This is a genomic window from Streptomyces sp. MspMP-M5, from assembly GCF_000373585.1.
In the GTDB taxonomy this organism is placed as follows: Bacteria; Actinomycetota; Actinomycetes; order Streptomycetales; family Streptomycetaceae; genus Streptomyces.
This window is the reverse complement of record NZ_KB891887.1, coordinates 1-16,114: the sequence shown is the minus strand read 5'-3', so window position 1 is coordinate 16,114 and position 16,114 is coordinate 1. Positions and strand designations below refer to the sequence as shown.

Sequence of the window (16,114 nt, the reverse complement as noted above, 5' to 3'; positions counted from 1 at the left end):
TGTTTCCCATGGGCCGTAGCCAACCACATCACCCGACGCCACGACCGTCCCTTCTACGACGAGCTGCACCGGCTGTACCGGCACCCGAAACCGAAGGGAAGAGGTCATCGGCGACTTGGCGGCTTTTCGCGCGTTTGGTCGCGGAGCACGTCGACGGATGCGGCTGAGTCGATGTACGTGGCTGACCAGATCCAGCGGGAGCACCTCCCCACCTTGGACGTCGGTCGGCGGCGGCTGCCCCATCGCCGCATCGTCTCCATCACCGCATCGTCTCCATCACCGCATCGTCCTCACTCACCCAAGGCCAGGTGGCTCGTCGGTCGGCGTCGGTACGGACGGTGTTCGGGTGACCGCGAGCAGTGCCATGTCGTCGGCGATCCGGCCGTCGGTGTGGTGGTTCACCTCGGTGAGGAGGATGTCGAGCAGTGCGTCCGGCCCGGTGAAGACCAGGCCGGTCAAGCCTGCTGCCGGGTCGTAGAAGTCCCCGGCGCGGTTTCGGGCCTCGTAGAGGCCGTCGGTGTAGAGCAGCAGCGTGGCTCCCGTGGGAAAGGGCACTGTGTCGATGCGGTTCAGGTCGCCGCCCAGCTCCGCCAGTCCCAGGGGGAGGGCCGGCTCGGCGGGTTCCACGCCGTGGACCTGGCCGGTGTGCAGCAACAGCGGCGCCGGGTGCCCCCGGTTGATCAGCCGCACCTCGTCACCGCCGTACGGAATCTCCACGAGAACGCCGGTGACGAACCCCTCGCTCCGCTCGGGCCCCGTCCGCCGCGCCTTCTCCCGTAGCAGCGCCCGTTCCAGTCTGACCGCCACCCCGGCGAGCGAGGGCTCCTCCTCCGCCGCCTCCCGGAACGCCCCCATGGCCACAGCCACCACCTTGACCGCGTCCAGGCCCTTGCCCCGTACGTCGGCGACCAGACAGCGCACGCCGTACGGAGTGTCTTGTGCGCCGTACAGGTCGCCCCCGATCTGTGCCTCTTTCGCCGCTGCCTGGTAGCGCACCGCGATCTGCAGGGCCCCTATCGAGCCCGGCGGTTGTGGGAGGACCGCACGCTGCGCGGCCAGTGCGACTCTGCGAGCGGACTGCAGGCGCACATGGCTGTAGTACATGAGGCGGTTGACGACGATGGCGAGAGCGGAGACGGTCGCCACCGCCGCCAGTTCGCTCCACCCGCCGAAGTCCCCGATCAAGCCGAAGTGGGTGAGCAGGGCGACATCGGCGGCACAGGCACCGATGCCCGCCAGGATCGTCGCGCGGAGCGACAGCAGCGCGGCCGCCGTCATCGGCGCCGCCGTGTAGAAGGCTTCCGCGCTGACATGCGGGGGAGTGCAGTAGTCGAGGAGGGCGCCTCCGACGAGCAGGATGACGGGGACGAGCTGGAGGTGGCGCAGACACCATCGACCGACGCTGGTGCGTCGGGCACTCCGCGTCCTCACGTCCCCGCTCCCGCTCTGTCGCGCAGTAACACACCTCAAGCATCCTCGGGCCGGATGGCGACTGCCAGTCGTGGAGATGTCTGTGGGTGCAGGCGTGATCACGTACGGTATCGCCGCGCTGTCACGTCACGGCCTGTCGCCGCATCACCGCATGTACGGCATCGCTGTGGGCGGTCCGGGGCCGGCCAGCCCTCTCCACCCTCTCCGCCGTTGCTCCTCGGGTCGAACGGAACGTCAACATCGTGCCCGTGGGCATGCGGGGGTGTTGGCGCAACACCGTCACCGGCAGCACGGCGCTGAGCTGCGCCTCTGGCGCGTTGCGGGAGGCCGGCCGATATCGCAACAGCCGGCGGGTGTTGCCGGTTTGCCGGTTGTCTGGCGCAACGGGTTCGCCTGCCGCCATTGTGTGGCGCATGGCAGGGCGGGCCCAACCGGGGCGTGCCGTCCCGACCGGTCTGCGGTGGGGCGAAGGAGGCGGGTGCGATGGATGATCGTTCAATGGTGGATCGTTCGCTGGTGTCGGTGCGGGCGGCGTTGGTGCTGTTACTGGCGGCGCTGACCGGCGTGGGCGTCGGGCTGCTGTCGGCGGCGACCGGCAACGGCCTGGTGGCCGGTGTCCTCTCCGGGCTTGCCGCCGCCGGCGCGGCCGTGCCGGTGTTCAACCAGGTCATCGCCCCGGAAGCGGCCGCCGAGAGGCCCGTCGCGCGCAAGGGGCGGGCGAAGGGCGGCAGCATCCGTGGGTGAACTGCGCCCCCTGGGGCAGAACCTGACACCGGAGTCCCGTGCGCTGGCCGTGGCACTGCGGGAGTTGTTCGAGGGCCTGGAAGTGTCGGTGCGCCGCTACGCGGCCCGGCGCGTGAGAGACGCCGGCACCTTCTCCCGCTACCTCAACGGTACCCGCGTCCCTCCGTGGGAAGTGGTGATGGATCTCTTCACCGACGTCGCCGAACACCGTGGCATGGCAGCCACCCCGGAGGCCATCGAGCTGGTACGGCGACTGCACCGGACAGCGGTGGAAACCAGCGCCTCACCTCGCCATGCGGTCGAGGTGCTGGAGCAGCAACTCGCCGAAGCCGACCGCGTTTCGCGTCGCTCGACCGCCCGCGGGGACGCACTGGGGGACGCCCTGCTGGACCGCAAGCACCGCATCGCGGACTTGGAAGTGCGCCTCAACCAGTTGGAAGCCGCATGGGGCGCGGAACGCGAACGAGCCGAACGTCTGGCAGCCACGGCCGACCCCGACGTCACGGAGTTGTTGTACGAACGGGATCGGCTGCGGGCTGAAGTCGCCCGACTGTCGGCCCAGTTGCAGGAGGCGCAGGTGCGGCGTGACGAGGCCGAGGCGCGATGCGCCCTGCTGGAACGGCAGTTGGAGGCGGTCGAGCAGGTGCAGCGGGCCGCCGTGGCCGTGCCACCCACGGCGCCGCGGGCCATGCCCAGGATTCTCATCGTCGACGATCAGCCGGACAACCTGCTGGCCATGACCGCCGTCCTGTCCACCCTCGACCAGGAGCTGGTCGCGGTCTCCTCGGGCCGCGACGCCCTCAAGGCGCTTCTCGACCACGACGACTTCGCCGTGATCATCATGGACGTCCAGATGCCTGACATGGACGGCTACGAAACCGCTGCCCACATCAAGCGGCGCCCGCGCACCCACGATGTGCCCATCGTCTTCCTGACCGCCATGGGCGCCGACCCCGAACACTCCGCACGCGGCTATGCCGCCGGCGCGGTCGACTACATCGGAAAGCCCTTCGATCCATGGGTCCTGCGAGCCAAGGTCGCCGTCTTCACAGGCATCTACCTCGAACAACGACGCCTCGCCGGAGAGCAGTGAGCCGAGCTGTGAAACCGACGTTCAGAGCCACGGACCGGGCCCCTGCGGTCGACTTGGCATAGTCACGTCAAAAATCATGAAGCATCTGCCTTGTTCTCTTCAGGGGCGCGTGCCTCAATTGGCACCCCCTCACAAAGGCGGTCTCCCATGAGACACAGCAGGCTCGGCACCGGTGCGTTAGTCGGCGTCGGCGTCGCGCTCGCGGGCACCCTCGCGATGGCACCGGCCTCGGTCGCGGTGACACCGGACACCGCGACCCTCTCGTTCGACTGCGGAAGCTACGGCTCCGGAACGGCCACGCTCACCGCCACCCAGAGCGGAACGAACGCGACCATCAACCTGTCCACGTCGGCGATCACTTCGCCCATCGACATCGGGGCGAACTCGGTCTCGTCGAAGCTCACACTGACCAAGAACGGCTCGGATACGACGGTTTTCAGCGGCAGCTCCAACCCGGCGATCCCGGCCGGTGGCGCGGTCTCCACCGGACCGCTCACCGGCACCGTCGCCACGGGCGACCAGCTGGCCGCCTCCTCGCTCCAGGTGGTGGTGTTCGGCATCACCGCGACCTGCAAGGCCACCTCGCCGCAGTCCCCCGGCCCCTTCGTCTTCTGAGCACAGGCACCCGTCTGGTGGTGGTGCCAGGCACCCGTCCGGTGGTCCCCGACGGATGACTCGTGGCGCCAGGCACCCGTCTACTGACAGCCGGCACGTGACGGCACGGCGCGAACGGCGCGAACGGCGCGAACGGCACGACCGCACGAAGGGTCGGCGGACGGCCACCGCCGGCCCTGGGTCCCACCGGGGCCGCCCTCGGTGCGCCGGGCGTCGTCACTAGCGGTAGCGCCGGGTCTCCTCCACATCGACCACCGGGGCGCCCGGCGACGGCGGTTGAGTGCGCCGACGCTTCAGGATGCTCACGTAGGTGGCGATGCCGATGAAGCCGACGATCATCAGGATGACACCCACCAGGTGGATGTCGATTCCGGGCATGTGCCAGTCCACGGCGAAGGTGAGGACGGCCCCCACAGCGAGCAGAATGATGCACCCACCGACACCCATGGCATCTGCCTCTCTCTCGGTTGACGGCAAAGCGTGCTGGCAATGCGCGTACCCGAGCGTTCGGGGGTCATGTCCGGGCCGGTGGGTGCGCAGGCGCCGCAGAAACGCGTAGCCGGGACGTCACCTCGGGAAGCGGCCCCGCGTGTTGGCCGCAGGTGGGTCGTATATAGGCTCACGGCCGAAGTGAGACCGACGGGGAGAACAGAAGAGTGGAGCAGCTGCGGCAGGACGATCCACCGCGGATCGGGGATTTGGTGACGTTGGCGCGACTGGACGCCGACGCCGGCCGGGGCGTGCCCGAACGCCGCTATCTGGCGCGCAGCGCCGACGGCGGGCACACCGTCGTGGCCTGTCTGCCGCCGCCCGGCGGCGATCCGGCGCGGTGGGCCGCCGAGGCGCAGCAGGCGGCCCGGCTGACCCAGCCCGGGTTCTGGCCGGTCGCCCAGCTCGGCGGCACGCCGGCCTTCCCCTGGTACGCCACGCCCTACCGGCCCGCGCTGCCGCTGCCGGCCGTCCTCGCCGCGTACGGCGGCCCGCTGCCGGAGGCGTTGGTCCGCACGCTCGGCGGCGCGCTGGCCGAAGCGCTGGCCTCGGCCCACGTCCTGGGCATCGTGCATGGCGGAGTGTGCCCGGCGGGCGTACTGCTGACCGCTTGCGGGCCACTGCTGGGGTGCTTCGGCGCGGCCCGCGCGCACCCGCTGAACGAGACCACCGCCACGCAGACCACCGCCACGCAGCCAACCGGCCTGGAAACCGGCTGCCTGGCTCCCGAACTGGCCACGGGCGGCCCCGTGGACCGGGCCGGCGACGTCTACGCCCTGGGCGCCGTGCTGGCCTACGCGGCGACCGGTCACACCGTGCCGGAACGGGACGAGATCCCCGCCGGCCTGCGCGACATCGTCACCGCCTGCCGCTCGCGCGACCCCCAGGGGCGGCCCGAACCGGCAAGGGTGCTAGCGGAGTTGCTGCCCGGCGCGGCGTACGGCGGGCTGGCCGGTGCGTCCGAGCCGATGTCGCTGCCCGGCCGCGTCGTCGAGGCGTTGTCCCGTCAGTCGGCGGAGGTCCTCGCCGCCGCACTCCCCACCCACGAGCGCTGAGGCCATGATCTCCCCACTTCTGCACGACGATCCGCACACCGTCGGCCCGTTCCGGATCCTGGCGCGCCTCGGCGGAGGCGGTATGGGAACCGTCTACCTGGCCCGTTCGGCGGCCGGCTGCACGGTGGCGGTGAAGACGCTGCACACCCGCCTCGCCGGGGACGCCACGCTGCGGACGCGTTTCCGGCTGGAGGCGGACGCGGCCCGCGTCATCGGGCCCGAGCACGGCGCGACGGTCGTCGACGCCGACCCCCAGGCACCGACCCCGTGGCTGGCGACGGAGTACGTCCTCGGCCCGCCGCTGGACACGGCCGTCGAGACGGGCGGGCCGCTGCCGGAGCCGGCCGTGCGTGCCCTCGGCGCGTCGCTCGCCGCCGGACTGGCGCAGCTCCACCGGTCCGAGGTGGTGCACCGCGACCTGAAGCCGTCCAACGTCCTGGTGACGGCCCGGGGCCCGCGGATCATCGACTTCGGTATCGCCCGCGCCTTCGGCGACGAGCACCTCACGAACCTGGGCAGCGCCGTGGGAACGCCGGCGTTCATGTCTCCGGAGCAGGCCGCGGGACTGGAACACGCGGCGGCCGGCGATGTGTTCGCGCTGGCCGGCGTGCTGGTGTTCGCCGCCACCGGCGTCGGCCCGTTCGGCGGCGGGGCCCCCACCGACCTGCTGTACCGAGTGCGGTTCGGCGAGCCGGAACTGGGCCGGGTCCCCGAGGCGCTGCGCCCCCTGCTCGTCCGCTGCCTGGCCAAGGATCCCGCGCAGCGCCCGTCCACCACCGAGCTGCGGACCGCACTGGGCGGTGCCGGACAGGCTCCGGCCGACCGCGGCGGCTTCGCGGAGCTGCTGCCCGACGCGGTGCTGCGGGAGATATCCCGGCGCAGCGACGAGGTGTGGCGCGAGCCGCCGCACCGCCTGCCGCCGCCGGCGCCCGCCGAGCCGCCGCGCACCGAACCGGCCGCCGCCGCGGGCGTCTCCAGGCGGCGGCTGCTGACCGTGGCCGGGGGCGCCCTCCTGGGCGCCGGGCTCCTCGGCGGCGGTGGCTGGGCACTGTTCGCGTCCTCCGACGACGACAGGGGCGGCGCCACCAAGAAGGACGCCATCGACCGGCCGAAGCCGCCGACGGCGCTGTGGACCACGGCCCTGTGGTGCCCGTCCACCGGCGGCGAGGTGATGCGGGTCGGCCGCAACCTGGCCATGCGCGCGGGAATCGTCCTGTGCGGCATCAACGCCGAGTCGGGCAGCTCGACCTGGCAGGCGAGCATCGAGGAGACCTGGCGGTCGGCCGGTGACGGTACGCGGATGTACGCTCTGCGGGGGTACCGGGACGCGGCGTCGCTGGCGGTGTGCGAGGTCGCGCAGACCGACGGCTCACTGGGCAAGCCCCTGGTGGAGCTGTCCGCGTTCGCCGGCAAGGAGCAGCTCAACCAACTGCTGTGCGTCGTCGACGGCGTCGCGTACATGGTGGCCAAGGCCGCCTCCGGCGGGCACTGGTACCTCGTCGCGGCCGACCTGGGCACGGCCAAGGAGCGCTGGCGCAGCCCGGTGGACGGGCCGCAGACCGCGAGCGCTCCGCCCGCGCTGTGCGGCGCCGTCGCGGGGTCCCGCGTGGTGCTGTGCGGCAGTCCCTCGGAGGGTTCAAAGTTCATCGGCCTGTCCGTGCACGACAAGGCCAGCGGCCGCCAACTGTGGGACTCCTCCGTGACGTTCGCGGGCGCCCCGCCGTCCCGCCTGGTCCTCGACGACCACAACGTCTACATGGGCGCGGACGGCCTCACCGCCCGGCGGCTGTCCGACGGGCAGCTGGCATGGGTCTTCGGCATGCAGCGCGACGTCGGCGACAGTGCGGGGGAGGAGCGGAAGTACGGCACGCCCCTCGTCCAGGACGGCGTCGTCTACTGCACCGAGGCCGACCAGGGACTGATCGCCGTCGACGCCCTCTCCGGCACCCTGAACTGGCGGGAGAAGGGACTGTCCGGCAGGAAGAGCCTGCGGGACGTGGCCCCGGCGGTCGGCAAGCGGTACGCCTACTGCGCCGACGACAAGGGCGTACGCGCCGTCGACCTCCAGGCCCGCACGGCTGTGTGGACCTACGAGACCACGCCCCTCGTCCTCACCGGCGACGCCACGGCAGGCCGTCTGTACGTCCGCCAGGAGAAGCGCACCCTCGCCCTCCCGCTCGCCTGACCACTCCGCCCTTCACCAGCCATCCAGGAGACGACCGCCCGTGAAACCCCTCGGCCAGGGAGACCCGCTCCGCCTGGGCCCCTACCGCCTCCACGGCGTCCTCGGCGAGGGCGGCATGGGCAAGGTGTACTTCGGCGCGGACGCCGCCGGCCGCCCCGCGGCGGTGAAGGTCCTGCTGCCGGAACTCGCCCACGACGGGCACCTGGCCGACCGCTTCCTCCGCGAGGCGCGCACCGCGCAGGCCGTCACCAGCGAGGGCGTGGCACGCGTACTGGCCGCCGAGTTGGCGGGCGGCAGGCCGTGGATCGCCACCGAGTTCCTGGCCGGCCCGACACTGGACGACGCCGTCACGCGCTTCGGCCCGCTCGACGACGCCGCCGTGCGGGAACTGGCACGGTCCCTGGCCCGCACGCTCCAGGATGTGCACACCACCGGCCTCGTCCACCGCGACGTGAAGCCGCCCAACGTCGTCCTCACCTCGCGCGGCCCCCGCCTGATCGACTTCGGTATCGCCCGCCCCGAACACGGCCTGACCCTCACCCGCACCGGACAGATCCCGGTCACCCCCGGCTACGGCGCGCCGGAACAGGTCCTCGGCCGGCGCGTCGGACCGGCGGCCGACGTCTTCTCCCTCGGTGCCGTCCTCGCCTTCGCCGCGGGCGGCCGGCCAGCATACACCGGCGCCGAGATCACCGCCGTCCTCTACGAGGTCGTGCACGGCGACCCGGACCTGGGAGCCGTGCCCGAGGCCCTGCGCCACCTCCTCACGCCCTGCTTCGCCAAGGACCCGGCGGCCCGCCCGCTGCCCGGCCAGGTGGCCGAGGCCGCGGCGGCACCGCGCCGGCCGGAAAAGCTGTGGAAGTCCGGCCCGTTGGGGGACGAGATCCGGCAACGCGAAGCCGCCGCACGCCGCCTGACGGAACGTCAGGCCGGTTCCGTGCCCACCAACGGGTCCGGAGCGACCGGCGGCAACGCCGGCCTCACCCGGCGGCGGCTGCTGGTCGCGGCCGCCGGAGGTGGGGCAGTGCTGGCCGCGGCGGGCGGCGGTACCGCCTGGTGGCTCGGCCGCGGTGACGCCCCGGCCGACCCCTTCGACATCCCGCCGGCCGCCCAGGTGCGGGTGGCGCCCCTCGGCTCCGCCGACGGCACCCCGAAGCCGCTGTGGGGACCCGTCCAGGACGTCGCCGACGCCGGATCGCCGGCTCCGCTGCCGGTGCGCGACGTGGTGGTGTTCGCGGCCTCCGGCGGCGGCATCGCGGCCCGCGAGGTCACCGACGGCCGGGAACGGTGGCGGGTCGGCGACGCGAAGGCGGACGCCGGCTACCTCTCGATCGGCGACCGCCTGGTGGCCACTGCCGACGGCGAGGGCATGCTGCGTACCTGGGTCGCCGCCACCGGATCGCCCCGATGGACGGTGGACGCGCAGGTGGGCGCTCTGCTGGCCGCCGACGCCCACGCCGTCTACCTGCTGACGACCGACGGCCGGCTGCGCTGCGTGGGGACCGACGGGAAGGTGCGGTGGACCCGGCAGCCACCGCTGCCGCTGTCCGGCGGCCACCCCGTCGCGGCCCTCGGCGCCGGCCATCTGGTGCTCTGCACCGAGACCGGCGACGTGGCGGCGGTCCGCGCCCAGGACGGCGCCCGTGCCTGGGTCCGCAAGGGCCAGGCCGCCGGGGCGCTCCGGCCCGCCGTCGACGGCGGCACCGTCTATCTCGGCGGGCGCACCCTGGCGGCCGTGGAGGTCACCGGCGGCCGCCAACTGTGGGCCCTGAACCCGATGCGACCGCCCCAGCGGGGCACCGCCGGCTGGGGCCCGCCCGCCGTGGCCGGCGGAGTCGTCTACGCACTGGACTGCGAGGCACTGCGGCGGGTGCGCACCGACGGCAGCCAGGCCGTCGGCGCGATGATGATCGCCGGCGTCGCCCCTCCGTGGCAGCCGCCGGTCGTCCAGGGCAACGGCGTCTGGATCGTGGAGAGCGAGGACACCGGGGTCAGCGGCCTCCCCCGCTCCGGAGAGGGCCAGCCCCAGACCTACGCCCTCTCCGGCGGCCGGCCCCGCTCCATCGCCGCCGACGGCAACCGCCTCTTCGTCCTCAACCACGCGACTCTGCTGGCGTTGCCGGTGTACTAGCGCCGACGTGCCAGGGCCGGTGTACTAGGCCGCGGAGCTGCGGCGGCCGCCCCGGCGGTCGGGGTTGCGGCCGCCCGCGCGGCCGGCTCCGCCCGCGGCCTTGCCGGCCCTCGCCCGGCGGCTGGCTCCGCGCCCGCCCGGGGCAGCGCCGCCGCCGGTGGCGGTCCCGGCCGCTGCTCGGCGCTCCGAGCGCTGGCCCCCCTGCCCCTGCCCGGTGCCGGCGGTTGTCGCCGCCGCGGCCCCGCCGCCGCTGCGGCGTCGGCGGGCCTGCCGCCTACCGGGCTCGGCGCCGGCCTTCCGCTGCGGACGGGACGCCGCCGGTGCCGCCTGCTGGGGGACCTCGATGGTGACGGCCACGCCGGACGGCTCGCGCGCACCGGTGAGGGTGGCCAGCTCCGCGTCGCCCGACCTGATGCGGGCCGTCCGCGGACGGATGCCCGCATGGGACATGAGCCGGGTGACGTCCCTCTTCTGCTCGGGCAGGACCAGCGTGATCACGCTGCCGGAACCGCCGGCCCGGGCCGTGCGGCCGCCGCGGTGGAGGTAGTCCTTGTGATCGGTGGGGGGATCGACGTTCACGACGAGGTCGAGATCGTCGATATGAATGCCCCGGGCCGCGACGTTCGTCGCGACCAGCGCGGTGACCTGGCCGTTCTTGAACTGTTCCAGGGTGCGGGTGCGCTGCGGCTGGGAACGTCCTCCGTGCAGCGCCGCCGCTCGGACACCGACGGCCAGCAGCCGCTTGGCGAGCCGGTCCGCGGACCTCTTGGTGTCGAGGAAGAGGATGAGCCGGCCGTCACGGGCCGCGATGCGCGTGACGACGGCCTTCTTGTCGGTCTCGTCCAGGACGTGGAACACGTGGTGCTCCATGGTGCTCACCGCTCCCGCCGACGGGTCCACGGAGTGCACCACGGGGTCGGTCAGGAACCGCTGCACCAGGCGGTCGATGTTGCCGTCGAGCGTGGCGGAGAACAGCATCCGCTGCCCGTCGGCCCGTACCTGCTGGATCAGCTTGGTGATCTGCGGCAGGAAGCCCATGTCGGTCATCTGGTCGGCTTCGTCCAGCACCGTGATGCGGACGTCGTCCAGCTCACAGTCCCCGCGTTCCACCAGGTCGTTGAGCCTGCCCGGCGTCGCCACGAGCACCTCGGCGCCGCGGCGGAGCGTGGCGGCCTGCTTGGTGATCGACAGTCCGCCGACCACGGTGGTCAGCCGGAGGTTCACCGCCGTCGCGTAGGGGGTCAGCGCGTCCGTCACCTGCTGGGCGAGCTCACGGGTGGGCACCAGAACGAGGGCGAGGGGGGCCTTGGACTCCGCGCGCAGTCCGGCCGTGCGGGCCAGCAGTGCCAGTCCGAACGCCAGGGTCTTGCCGGAACCGGTGCGGCCCCGTCCCAGCAGGTCACGGCCGGCGAGCGAGTTGGGCAGCGTGGCGGCCTGGATGGGGAACGGGGTGGTCACACCCTGTGCGGTGAGGGTCTTGAGCAGCGCCGGAGGCATGTCCAGACCGGCGAAGTCCTCGACGGCGGGAAGTGCGGGCGTCGTGCTTTCCGGCAGCCGGAATTCCCTCGGAGACGATGCGGCGGACGGTGCGGACGCGGTGCGTCGGTTCGACTTCTGGTTCTGGGACCTACGGGCCATGCAGTGATCTGCCTTCCTGGCTTCCTGGAACAGCGCAAACCGGGGTCCGCACCATCACAGTGCAGACCCCGGTGAGCGGATAAGCGACCGGTTGTCGGGCCGGATATCAGCCCGGATATCGGGCCGGTTATCAGGCGGGGACGATGTTCTCCGCCTGCGGGCCCTTCTGGCCCTGGGTCACGTCGAAGGAGACCCGCTGGCCCTCCTGGAGCTCACGGAAGCCCTGGGTCGCGATGTTCGAGTAGTGGGCGAAGACGTCGGGGCCGCCGCCGTCCTGCTGAATGAAGCCGAAACCCTTTTCGGCGTTGAACCACTTCACAGTTCCCTGCGTCATGACTTTCTCCTTCTGTAGGCAGAGGCCCCATCCGGAGATGCCGGAAACAAATAGCGCGCCTGAAGGAGAAACATTCCCGTCAGGCGCACATAGGTTCATGGGTACCACAACTGCAACCCTGAAACCGTAGCACAGCTCGGCGCCCCGCGGCGGTGTCCCGATCGACGAGCCCCGCCCGTGCTGGTACCAGCTCTTCTCCCCGGAGCGCTGCGCCCTCCTGAACGGCCCACCGGAGGGCGGCCACGAACTACCGGACGTCCAGGTGGAGTTGACGACCGGCAGCCTGGAGGAAGGAATCCCGGGGCACCGGGGCGGTCAGGCATTCAGCCCTGGGGGAGGGCCGGGTCCAGCAGGTGGGGGCCGTTGTTGCGGACGCTGTTGACCGCGGTGCCGACGGCCAGGGCGTCGAGGTTCCCGTTGGCGGGTGTCGTCAGCAGGGCCCGCAGCTCGTCGCCGTCGTGATGTGCCGGGTCCAGCCACTCGTCGTAGTGATCGGGTGCGATGGCCAGCGGCATGCGCGGGTGGATGCGGCCGGCGGCGTCGGCGGCCTCGGTGGTGATGAGGGTGCAGGTGGCCAGCCACGCCGCCGGGTCGTCGTCCGCTGCCACGCCAGGATCGCGCCAGAACTCGTACAGACCCGCCAGCGCCATGACCTGCCCGCCCTCGGGACTGATGAAGTACGGCTGCTTCCGGGGCTTCGCCTTGGAGCCCTCGGCGGGCGGCAGTGCCTGCCACTCGTAGAAGCCGTCCGCGGGCAGCAGACAGCGTCGCCTGGTGAACGCGCGGCGGTAGGCGGGCTTCTCGTGCACCGTCTCCACCCGCGCATTGATCATCTTCGCGCCGACGCTCAGGCTCTTCGCCCATGACGGCACCAGCCCCCACCGCAGCGACCGCAGCTGCCGTTCCACGGCTCCGGTGTCGCGGTCCAGGCGTTCCAGCACCGTCCACACGTCGTCGGTGGGCGCCACGTTCCAACTCGGCGCGACGAGGTCCGCCGGATCCCACTGCGTGACGTGGAAGAGGCCGGCCAGGTCCTGCGGGCTGCGGGTGGCCACGAATCGACCGCACATGGTGCCTACGATGCCACGGCCAGGCGGCGGGCAACGGCCGGACACCGGAAACAGGCAAGGTGGACAGCCTGGTCCCGGTGCACCGTCCGCGCCGGCCGCATCAAGGCAGCGGTTCAGCAGATCCGCTCAGTCGATGCCCAGCCGATCCGCCCGGTCGACCTGCTCAGCTGATCTGCTCCGGAGTCACGGTCAGCCAGCGCTTGTCGGCGGTGACCTGCTGCCCCAGTTCCTTCTGCCGCGCGGCGTTGGAACGCTTCATCTCGTCGAGCTCCTTCATGGAGCTGGCCTTGCGGTTCACCCAGACACGGACCCCACCGTGCTCCACATCGGTGGAGTGGAAGAGCATCGGGCCGTCGCTCTTGGGCGTGTCGCCCGCCGCGAGGATCGGCTTCTTCCACTGGTCGATGTAGGTGCTGATCGCCGCCGGCTTGCCTTCGTACCAGGTCAGCGGCGCCCACAGGGTCGGCGTCAGCTCATGGCCGGCGAGCTTGGCCGGGTCGAAGCGGCCGGCCGCGATCTCCTTGCGGGAACTGGTCACCTCGCCCGTCTTGCGGTCCTTGAGCAGCATGGAGACACCGAGGACGTTCTGCGGCTTCACGTCGTAGCCGTATTTGGGATCGCTCAGGACCATCCGCACCAGGTCCTCGGAGGCCGCGCTCACCACGTACACCTCGATGCCGTGCCTGCGCAGCGACTTGTAGAGCTCCTGCATGCCCGGAGTGGGGCGCGGCGGCTGCACCTCGGTCTTGGTCAGCTTCCCGCCCTGGTAGTACTCGGCGGGTATCGGCTTGCCGTACGCCATCAGCTCGTCGACGTACCCCTTGAGCTGCTTCAGGGTGAAGCCCGAGAAGATCTGCGCCGCCCAGGGGTAGCAGACCTGGTCGTCCACCTCGCACAGGCGGTTGTAGTAGCTGTAGAGGCTCTCCTTGTGGGTCGCGGTGTCCTTGAAGGGGATGACCTTCAGGGACGGGTTCATGGTCTTGCGGGTCAGGACGCCCTTCTGCTCCAGGAAGGGGAGCAGGGCCTCCTCCAAGTCATTGCGGTACGTGGTGTTGTCCGCGTCGAAGACCGCGTACGCGCCCTGGTGGCCGTGGTCCGTGATGACCTTGCCGAGCTTCTCGGCCACGGGCTCGGGCCAGTGCTTCAGTTCCACCGACGCGACCCGCGACGACGACCCGGCGGCTTCGGCCTCGCTGCCGCCCGGCCACAGGGCACCGCCCGCGAAGACCGCGGCGGCCAGCGCCCCCACGGTGCCGAAGATCGCAAGCTTGCCTTTTGCTCGTACTGCCATGCTGTCCGTTCCCTTGAGAGCTGCGTGCCGCCCCGTCCGGAGCAGCGGGCAATGGTATGAGGCCGGGCGCGAGTTGCCCATGATCGATTTCACCGTGAACGGGGCGTGTGGATCCGGTGAACAGGGGTATCTGTAATGGGCGTCCCAGGCAGTCGACCGGCGCCCACAAGGCCCCGCAGGGCCGCTCTTGTCCTCACCCTCGCCCTCGGCAAGGCCCTAATCGGCGCGGCCCGTCGCCGCCACCGTCACGCCCAGGCCGATCATGGCCAGGCCGCCCGCTCCGCCGACCTTCGACAGGCGGCGGTCCGAGCGGGCGAACCAGGAACGGGCCGCCGAGGCGCCCAGGCCCCAGAGGGTGTCCGTGACCAGACCGATGGCCACCGGGATCAGCCCCAACTCCATCATCTGGAGGGGCACTTGGCCGGCCGAGTGGTTCACGAACTGGGGGAGCACCGCCGCGAAGAAGACGATGCCCTTCGGGTTGGTGGCGCCCACGAAGGCCCCGTCCAGGATCGTGCGCAGATCGCCGCGCCGCTCACCCGCCGGCGCGTCCATGTCCGCCGCGCGCATCTCCTTGCGGTGCCGGAACGCCTGCACGCCCAGGTAGACCAGATACGCCGCACCGGCCAGTTTCACGCCTGTGAACACGGCCGCCGAGGTCTCCACCAGCGCTCCGAGGCCCCATGCCACGGCCAGCACCAGGACGTAGGAGCCGAGCAGGTTGCCGAGAACTGTCGCCAGCGCCGTGCGCCGGCCGTGTGCCAGGGCCCGGCCGACGACGAACAGCACGCTCGGCCCCGGAATCGCGATCACCAGCAGCGACATCGCCGCGAATGCCAACAGGCTCTCCGTGGACACCATGTCTGCCCCATCCCTCCGTATCCGCCGTCCAGTGCGCATCCAAACAGACGGCGAGCGGCCCGCGCCAGGCTTCTCCTCGTACCGAGGGGAATCGCCACTCCACCGCACCTGGGGTTGAGGTGGAGTGGCGGTGCTCGGATGCCCTGCCAGGCGGCCGTTAGTGAGGCGTTACCGGCGCGGTAGCGATCTCCCGCAGAGTCATGGGCGTCCAAGGGCGTTGATCGAGGGCCGCTGGGGCTTTCATGGTCCTGTCGCCCATCGGCACGGGGAGCACGGTATGCGGAATTCAGTGAGCGACGGTTGCGCAGGGGAGACGAAGACTGCGGACGCGGCCCAGGGGTTAGCGCGTAGGCCGTAGCCATCCGGTACCTCGCAGTCGGCCAGGGGTTTGACAGACACCCCGGGCCGTCCCACCCACCAGAACTTCGATCGAATGCTTGGGAAAAGCTATGCGTGAAATCAGTCGCCGGGGCGTATTCGGACTCGGGATAGGAGCGGCGGCCGCGCTCTCCGTGGCCGGCTGCTCGCTCTCCGGGGGGTCGACGACCTCCGACAAGGTCGCGGCCAGTTCCGGGGCGAAGACGCCGGGCAAGCCGATCGGCGACGGCTCGACCGCGTTCACCGGAAGGCAGCCCAACCAGCCGCCCAGGCCGCAGAAGCTGGAACCGGGCCAGAAGCCGCCGCAGTTCGTCGTCTTCTCCTGGGACGGGGCGGGCGAGGTGGGCAACGGCCTCTTCCCGCGGTTCCGCAAGCTCGCCGAGGACCATGGCGCGGCGATGACGTTCTTCCTCTCCGGGCTGTATCTGCTGCCCGAGGAGAAGAAGCGCATGTACCGCCCGCCGAACAACCGCGTCGGCGCCTCCGACATCGGCTACCTCAACGACGACCACATCAGGGCAACGCTGAAGAACGTGCGCGCGGCGTGGCTGGAGGGCCACGAGATCGGCACCCACTTCAACGGCCACTTCTGCGGCACCGGCTCGGGCTCGGTCGCGCACTGGACCCCCGCCCAGTGGCAGTCCGAGATAGACCAGGCGATGTCCTTCGTCACCAACTGGCGTACCAACACCGGCTTCAGCGATCTCGACCCGCTGCCCTTCGACTACCGCAAGGAACTCGTCGGCGGCCGCACCCCCTGCCTGCTCGGCCAGGACAACCTGCTGCCCACCGCCCGCAA

At 71.5% G+C, this 16,114-nt stretch carries 13 protein-coding genes and 1 pseudogene; 7 read left to right on the top strand and 7 right to left on the bottom strand.

The features are described from left to right. Nucleotides 1-294: 294 nt before the first annotated feature. Complete coding sequence (locus B073_RS0115415) at nucleotides 295-1,431, bottom strand: PP2C family protein-serine/threonine phosphatase (protein WP_018538980.1); 1,137 nt, start codon at nucleotides 1,429-1,431, stop codon at nucleotides 295-297. Nucleotides 1,432-1,914: 483 nt separating this feature from the next. On the opposite strand from B073_RS0115415, the gene B073_RS0115410 reads away from it, so the two are divergent. The 3 genes from B073_RS0115410 (at nucleotide 1,915) to B073_RS0115400 (ending at nucleotide 3,883) form a co-directional block, all read left to right on the top strand. Further along, nucleotides 1,915-2,175, top strand: coding sequence for a hypothetical protein (locus tag B073_RS0115410; RefSeq protein WP_234025089.1), 261 nt, complete (start codon nucleotides 1,915-1,917; stop codon nucleotides 2,173-2,175). Then, nucleotides 2,168-3,268: a response regulator gene (locus B073_RS0115405; RefSeq protein ID WP_018538978.1), complete on the top strand. Its 1,101-nt coding sequence runs from the start codon at nucleotides 2,168-2,170 to the stop codon at nucleotides 3,266-3,268. Before B073_RS0115410 ends, B073_RS0115405 begins: the two co-directional genes overlap by 8 nt. 147 nt (nucleotides 3,269-3,415) lie before the next feature. Further along, on the top strand, nucleotides 3,416-3,883 hold the full coding sequence (locus B073_RS0115400) for a hypothetical protein (protein WP_018538977.1): 468 nt from the start codon (nucleotides 3,416-3,418) through the stop codon (nucleotides 3,881-3,883). Between the two features lie 219 nt (nucleotides 3,884-4,102). On the opposite strand, the gene B073_RS0115395 is transcribed toward B073_RS0115400, so the two are convergent. Beyond that, the gene (locus B073_RS0115395) at nucleotides 4,103-4,330 is read right to left on the bottom strand and encodes a DUF6458 family protein (protein WP_018538976.1); all 228 of its coding nucleotides are present in this window, start codon (nucleotides 4,328-4,330) and stop codon (nucleotides 4,103-4,105) included. 209 nt (nucleotides 4,331-4,539) lie between these two features. Between B073_RS0115395 and B073_RS0115390 the strand changes: the two genes are divergently transcribed. From B073_RS0115390 to B073_RS0115380, 3 genes are read left to right on the top strand one after another with little or no spacing between them, the layout of a single operon-like run. Beyond that, complete coding sequence (locus B073_RS0115390; RefSeq protein ID WP_018538975.1) at nucleotides 4,540-5,427, top strand: hypothetical protein; 888 nt, start codon at nucleotides 4,540-4,542, stop codon at nucleotides 5,425-5,427. A 4-nt stretch (nucleotides 5,428-5,431) separates the two neighbouring features. Further along, complete coding sequence (locus B073_RS0115385; RefSeq protein WP_018538974.1) at nucleotides 5,432-7,612, top strand: protein kinase domain-containing protein; 2,181 nt, start codon at nucleotides 5,432-5,434, stop codon at nucleotides 7,610-7,612. A gap of 40 nt (nucleotides 7,613-7,652) precedes the next feature. After that, entirely contained in the window at nucleotides 7,653-9,743 is a 2,091-nt protein-coding gene (locus B073_RS0115380) for a serine/threonine-protein kinase (RefSeq protein ID WP_018538973.1), read from the top strand. A 24-nt stretch (nucleotides 9,744-9,767) separates the two neighbouring features. On the opposite strand, the gene B073_RS0115375 is transcribed toward B073_RS0115380, so the two are convergent. The 5 genes from B073_RS0115375 to B073_RS0115355 all read right to left on the bottom strand — a co-directional run bounded on the left by B073_RS0115375 (nucleotide 9,768) and on the right by B073_RS0115355 (nucleotide 14,937). Then, nucleotides 9,768-11,381, bottom strand: coding sequence for a DEAD/DEAH box helicase (locus B073_RS0115375; RefSeq protein WP_018538972.1), 1,614 nt, complete (start codon nucleotides 11,379-11,381; stop codon nucleotides 9,768-9,770). A gap of 130 nt (nucleotides 11,382-11,511) precedes the next feature. Then, nucleotides 11,512-11,715, bottom strand: a complete 204-nt coding sequence (locus tag B073_RS0115370) for a cold-shock protein (RefSeq protein WP_018538971.1) — start codon at nucleotides 11,713-11,715, stop codon at nucleotides 11,512-11,514. Nucleotides 11,716-12,038: 323 nt separating this feature from the next. Further along, a complete protein-coding gene (locus B073_RS0115365; RefSeq protein WP_026247407.1) occupies nucleotides 12,039-12,785 on the bottom strand; it encodes an SOS response-associated peptidase in 747 nt (248 codons plus the stop codon). Between the two features lie 163 nt (nucleotides 12,786-12,948). Beyond that, nucleotides 12,949-14,076: an HAD family hydrolase gene (locus B073_RS0115360; RefSeq protein WP_018538969.1), complete on the bottom strand. Its 1,128-nt coding sequence runs from the start codon at nucleotides 14,074-14,076 to the stop codon at nucleotides 12,949-12,951. A 216-nt stretch (nucleotides 14,077-14,292) separates the two neighbouring features. Beyond that, entirely contained in the window at nucleotides 14,293-14,937 is a 645-nt protein-coding gene (locus B073_RS0115355; RefSeq protein ID WP_018538968.1) for a LysE family translocator, read from the bottom strand. 449 nt (nucleotides 14,938-15,386) lie between these two features. Here B073_RS0115355 and B073_RS0115350 point away from each other — a divergent pair. Continuing rightward, nucleotides 15,387-16,114: pseudogene (locus B073_RS0115350) on the top strand (hypothetical protein); the annotation flags it as partial.

What these genes read in the sequence shown, in the direction of transcription:
- B073_RS0115395 (WP_018538976.1), bottom strand. Translation starts at nt 4,330, where the DNA reads ATGGGTGTCGGTGGGTGCATCATTCTGCTCGCTGTGGGGGCCGTCCTC.
- B073_RS0115385 (WP_018538974.1), top strand. Translation starts at nt 5,432, where the DNA reads ATGATCTCCCCACTTCTGCACGACGATCCGCACACCGTCGGCCCGTTC.
- B073_RS0115370 (WP_018538971.1), bottom strand. Translation starts at nt 11,715, where the DNA reads ATGACGCAGGGAACTGTGAAGTGGTTCAACGCCGAAAAGGGTTTCGGC.
- B073_RS0115375 (WP_018538972.1), bottom strand. Translation starts at nt 11,381, where the DNA reads ATGGCCCGTAGGTCCCAGAACCAGAAGTCGAACCGACGCACCGCGTCC.
- B073_RS0115410 (WP_234025089.1), top strand. Translation starts at nt 1,915, where the DNA reads ATGGATGATCGTTCAATGGTGGATCGTTCGCTGGTGTCGGTGCGGGCG.
- B073_RS0115400 (WP_018538977.1), top strand. Translation starts at nt 3,416, where the DNA reads ATGAGACACAGCAGGCTCGGCACCGGTGCGTTAGTCGGCGTCGGCGTC.
- B073_RS0115355 (WP_018538968.1), bottom strand. Translation starts at nt 14,937, where the DNA reads ATGGTGTCCACGGAGAGCCTGTTGGCATTCGCGGCGATGTCGCTGCTG.
- B073_RS0115365 (WP_026247407.1), bottom strand. Translation starts at nt 12,785, where the DNA reads ATGTGCGGTCGATTCGTGGCCACCCGCAGCCCGCAGGACCTGGCCGGC.
- B073_RS0115360 (WP_018538969.1), bottom strand. Translation starts at nt 14,076, where the DNA reads ATGGCAGTACGAGCAAAAGGCAAGCTTGCGATCTTCGGCACCGTGGGG.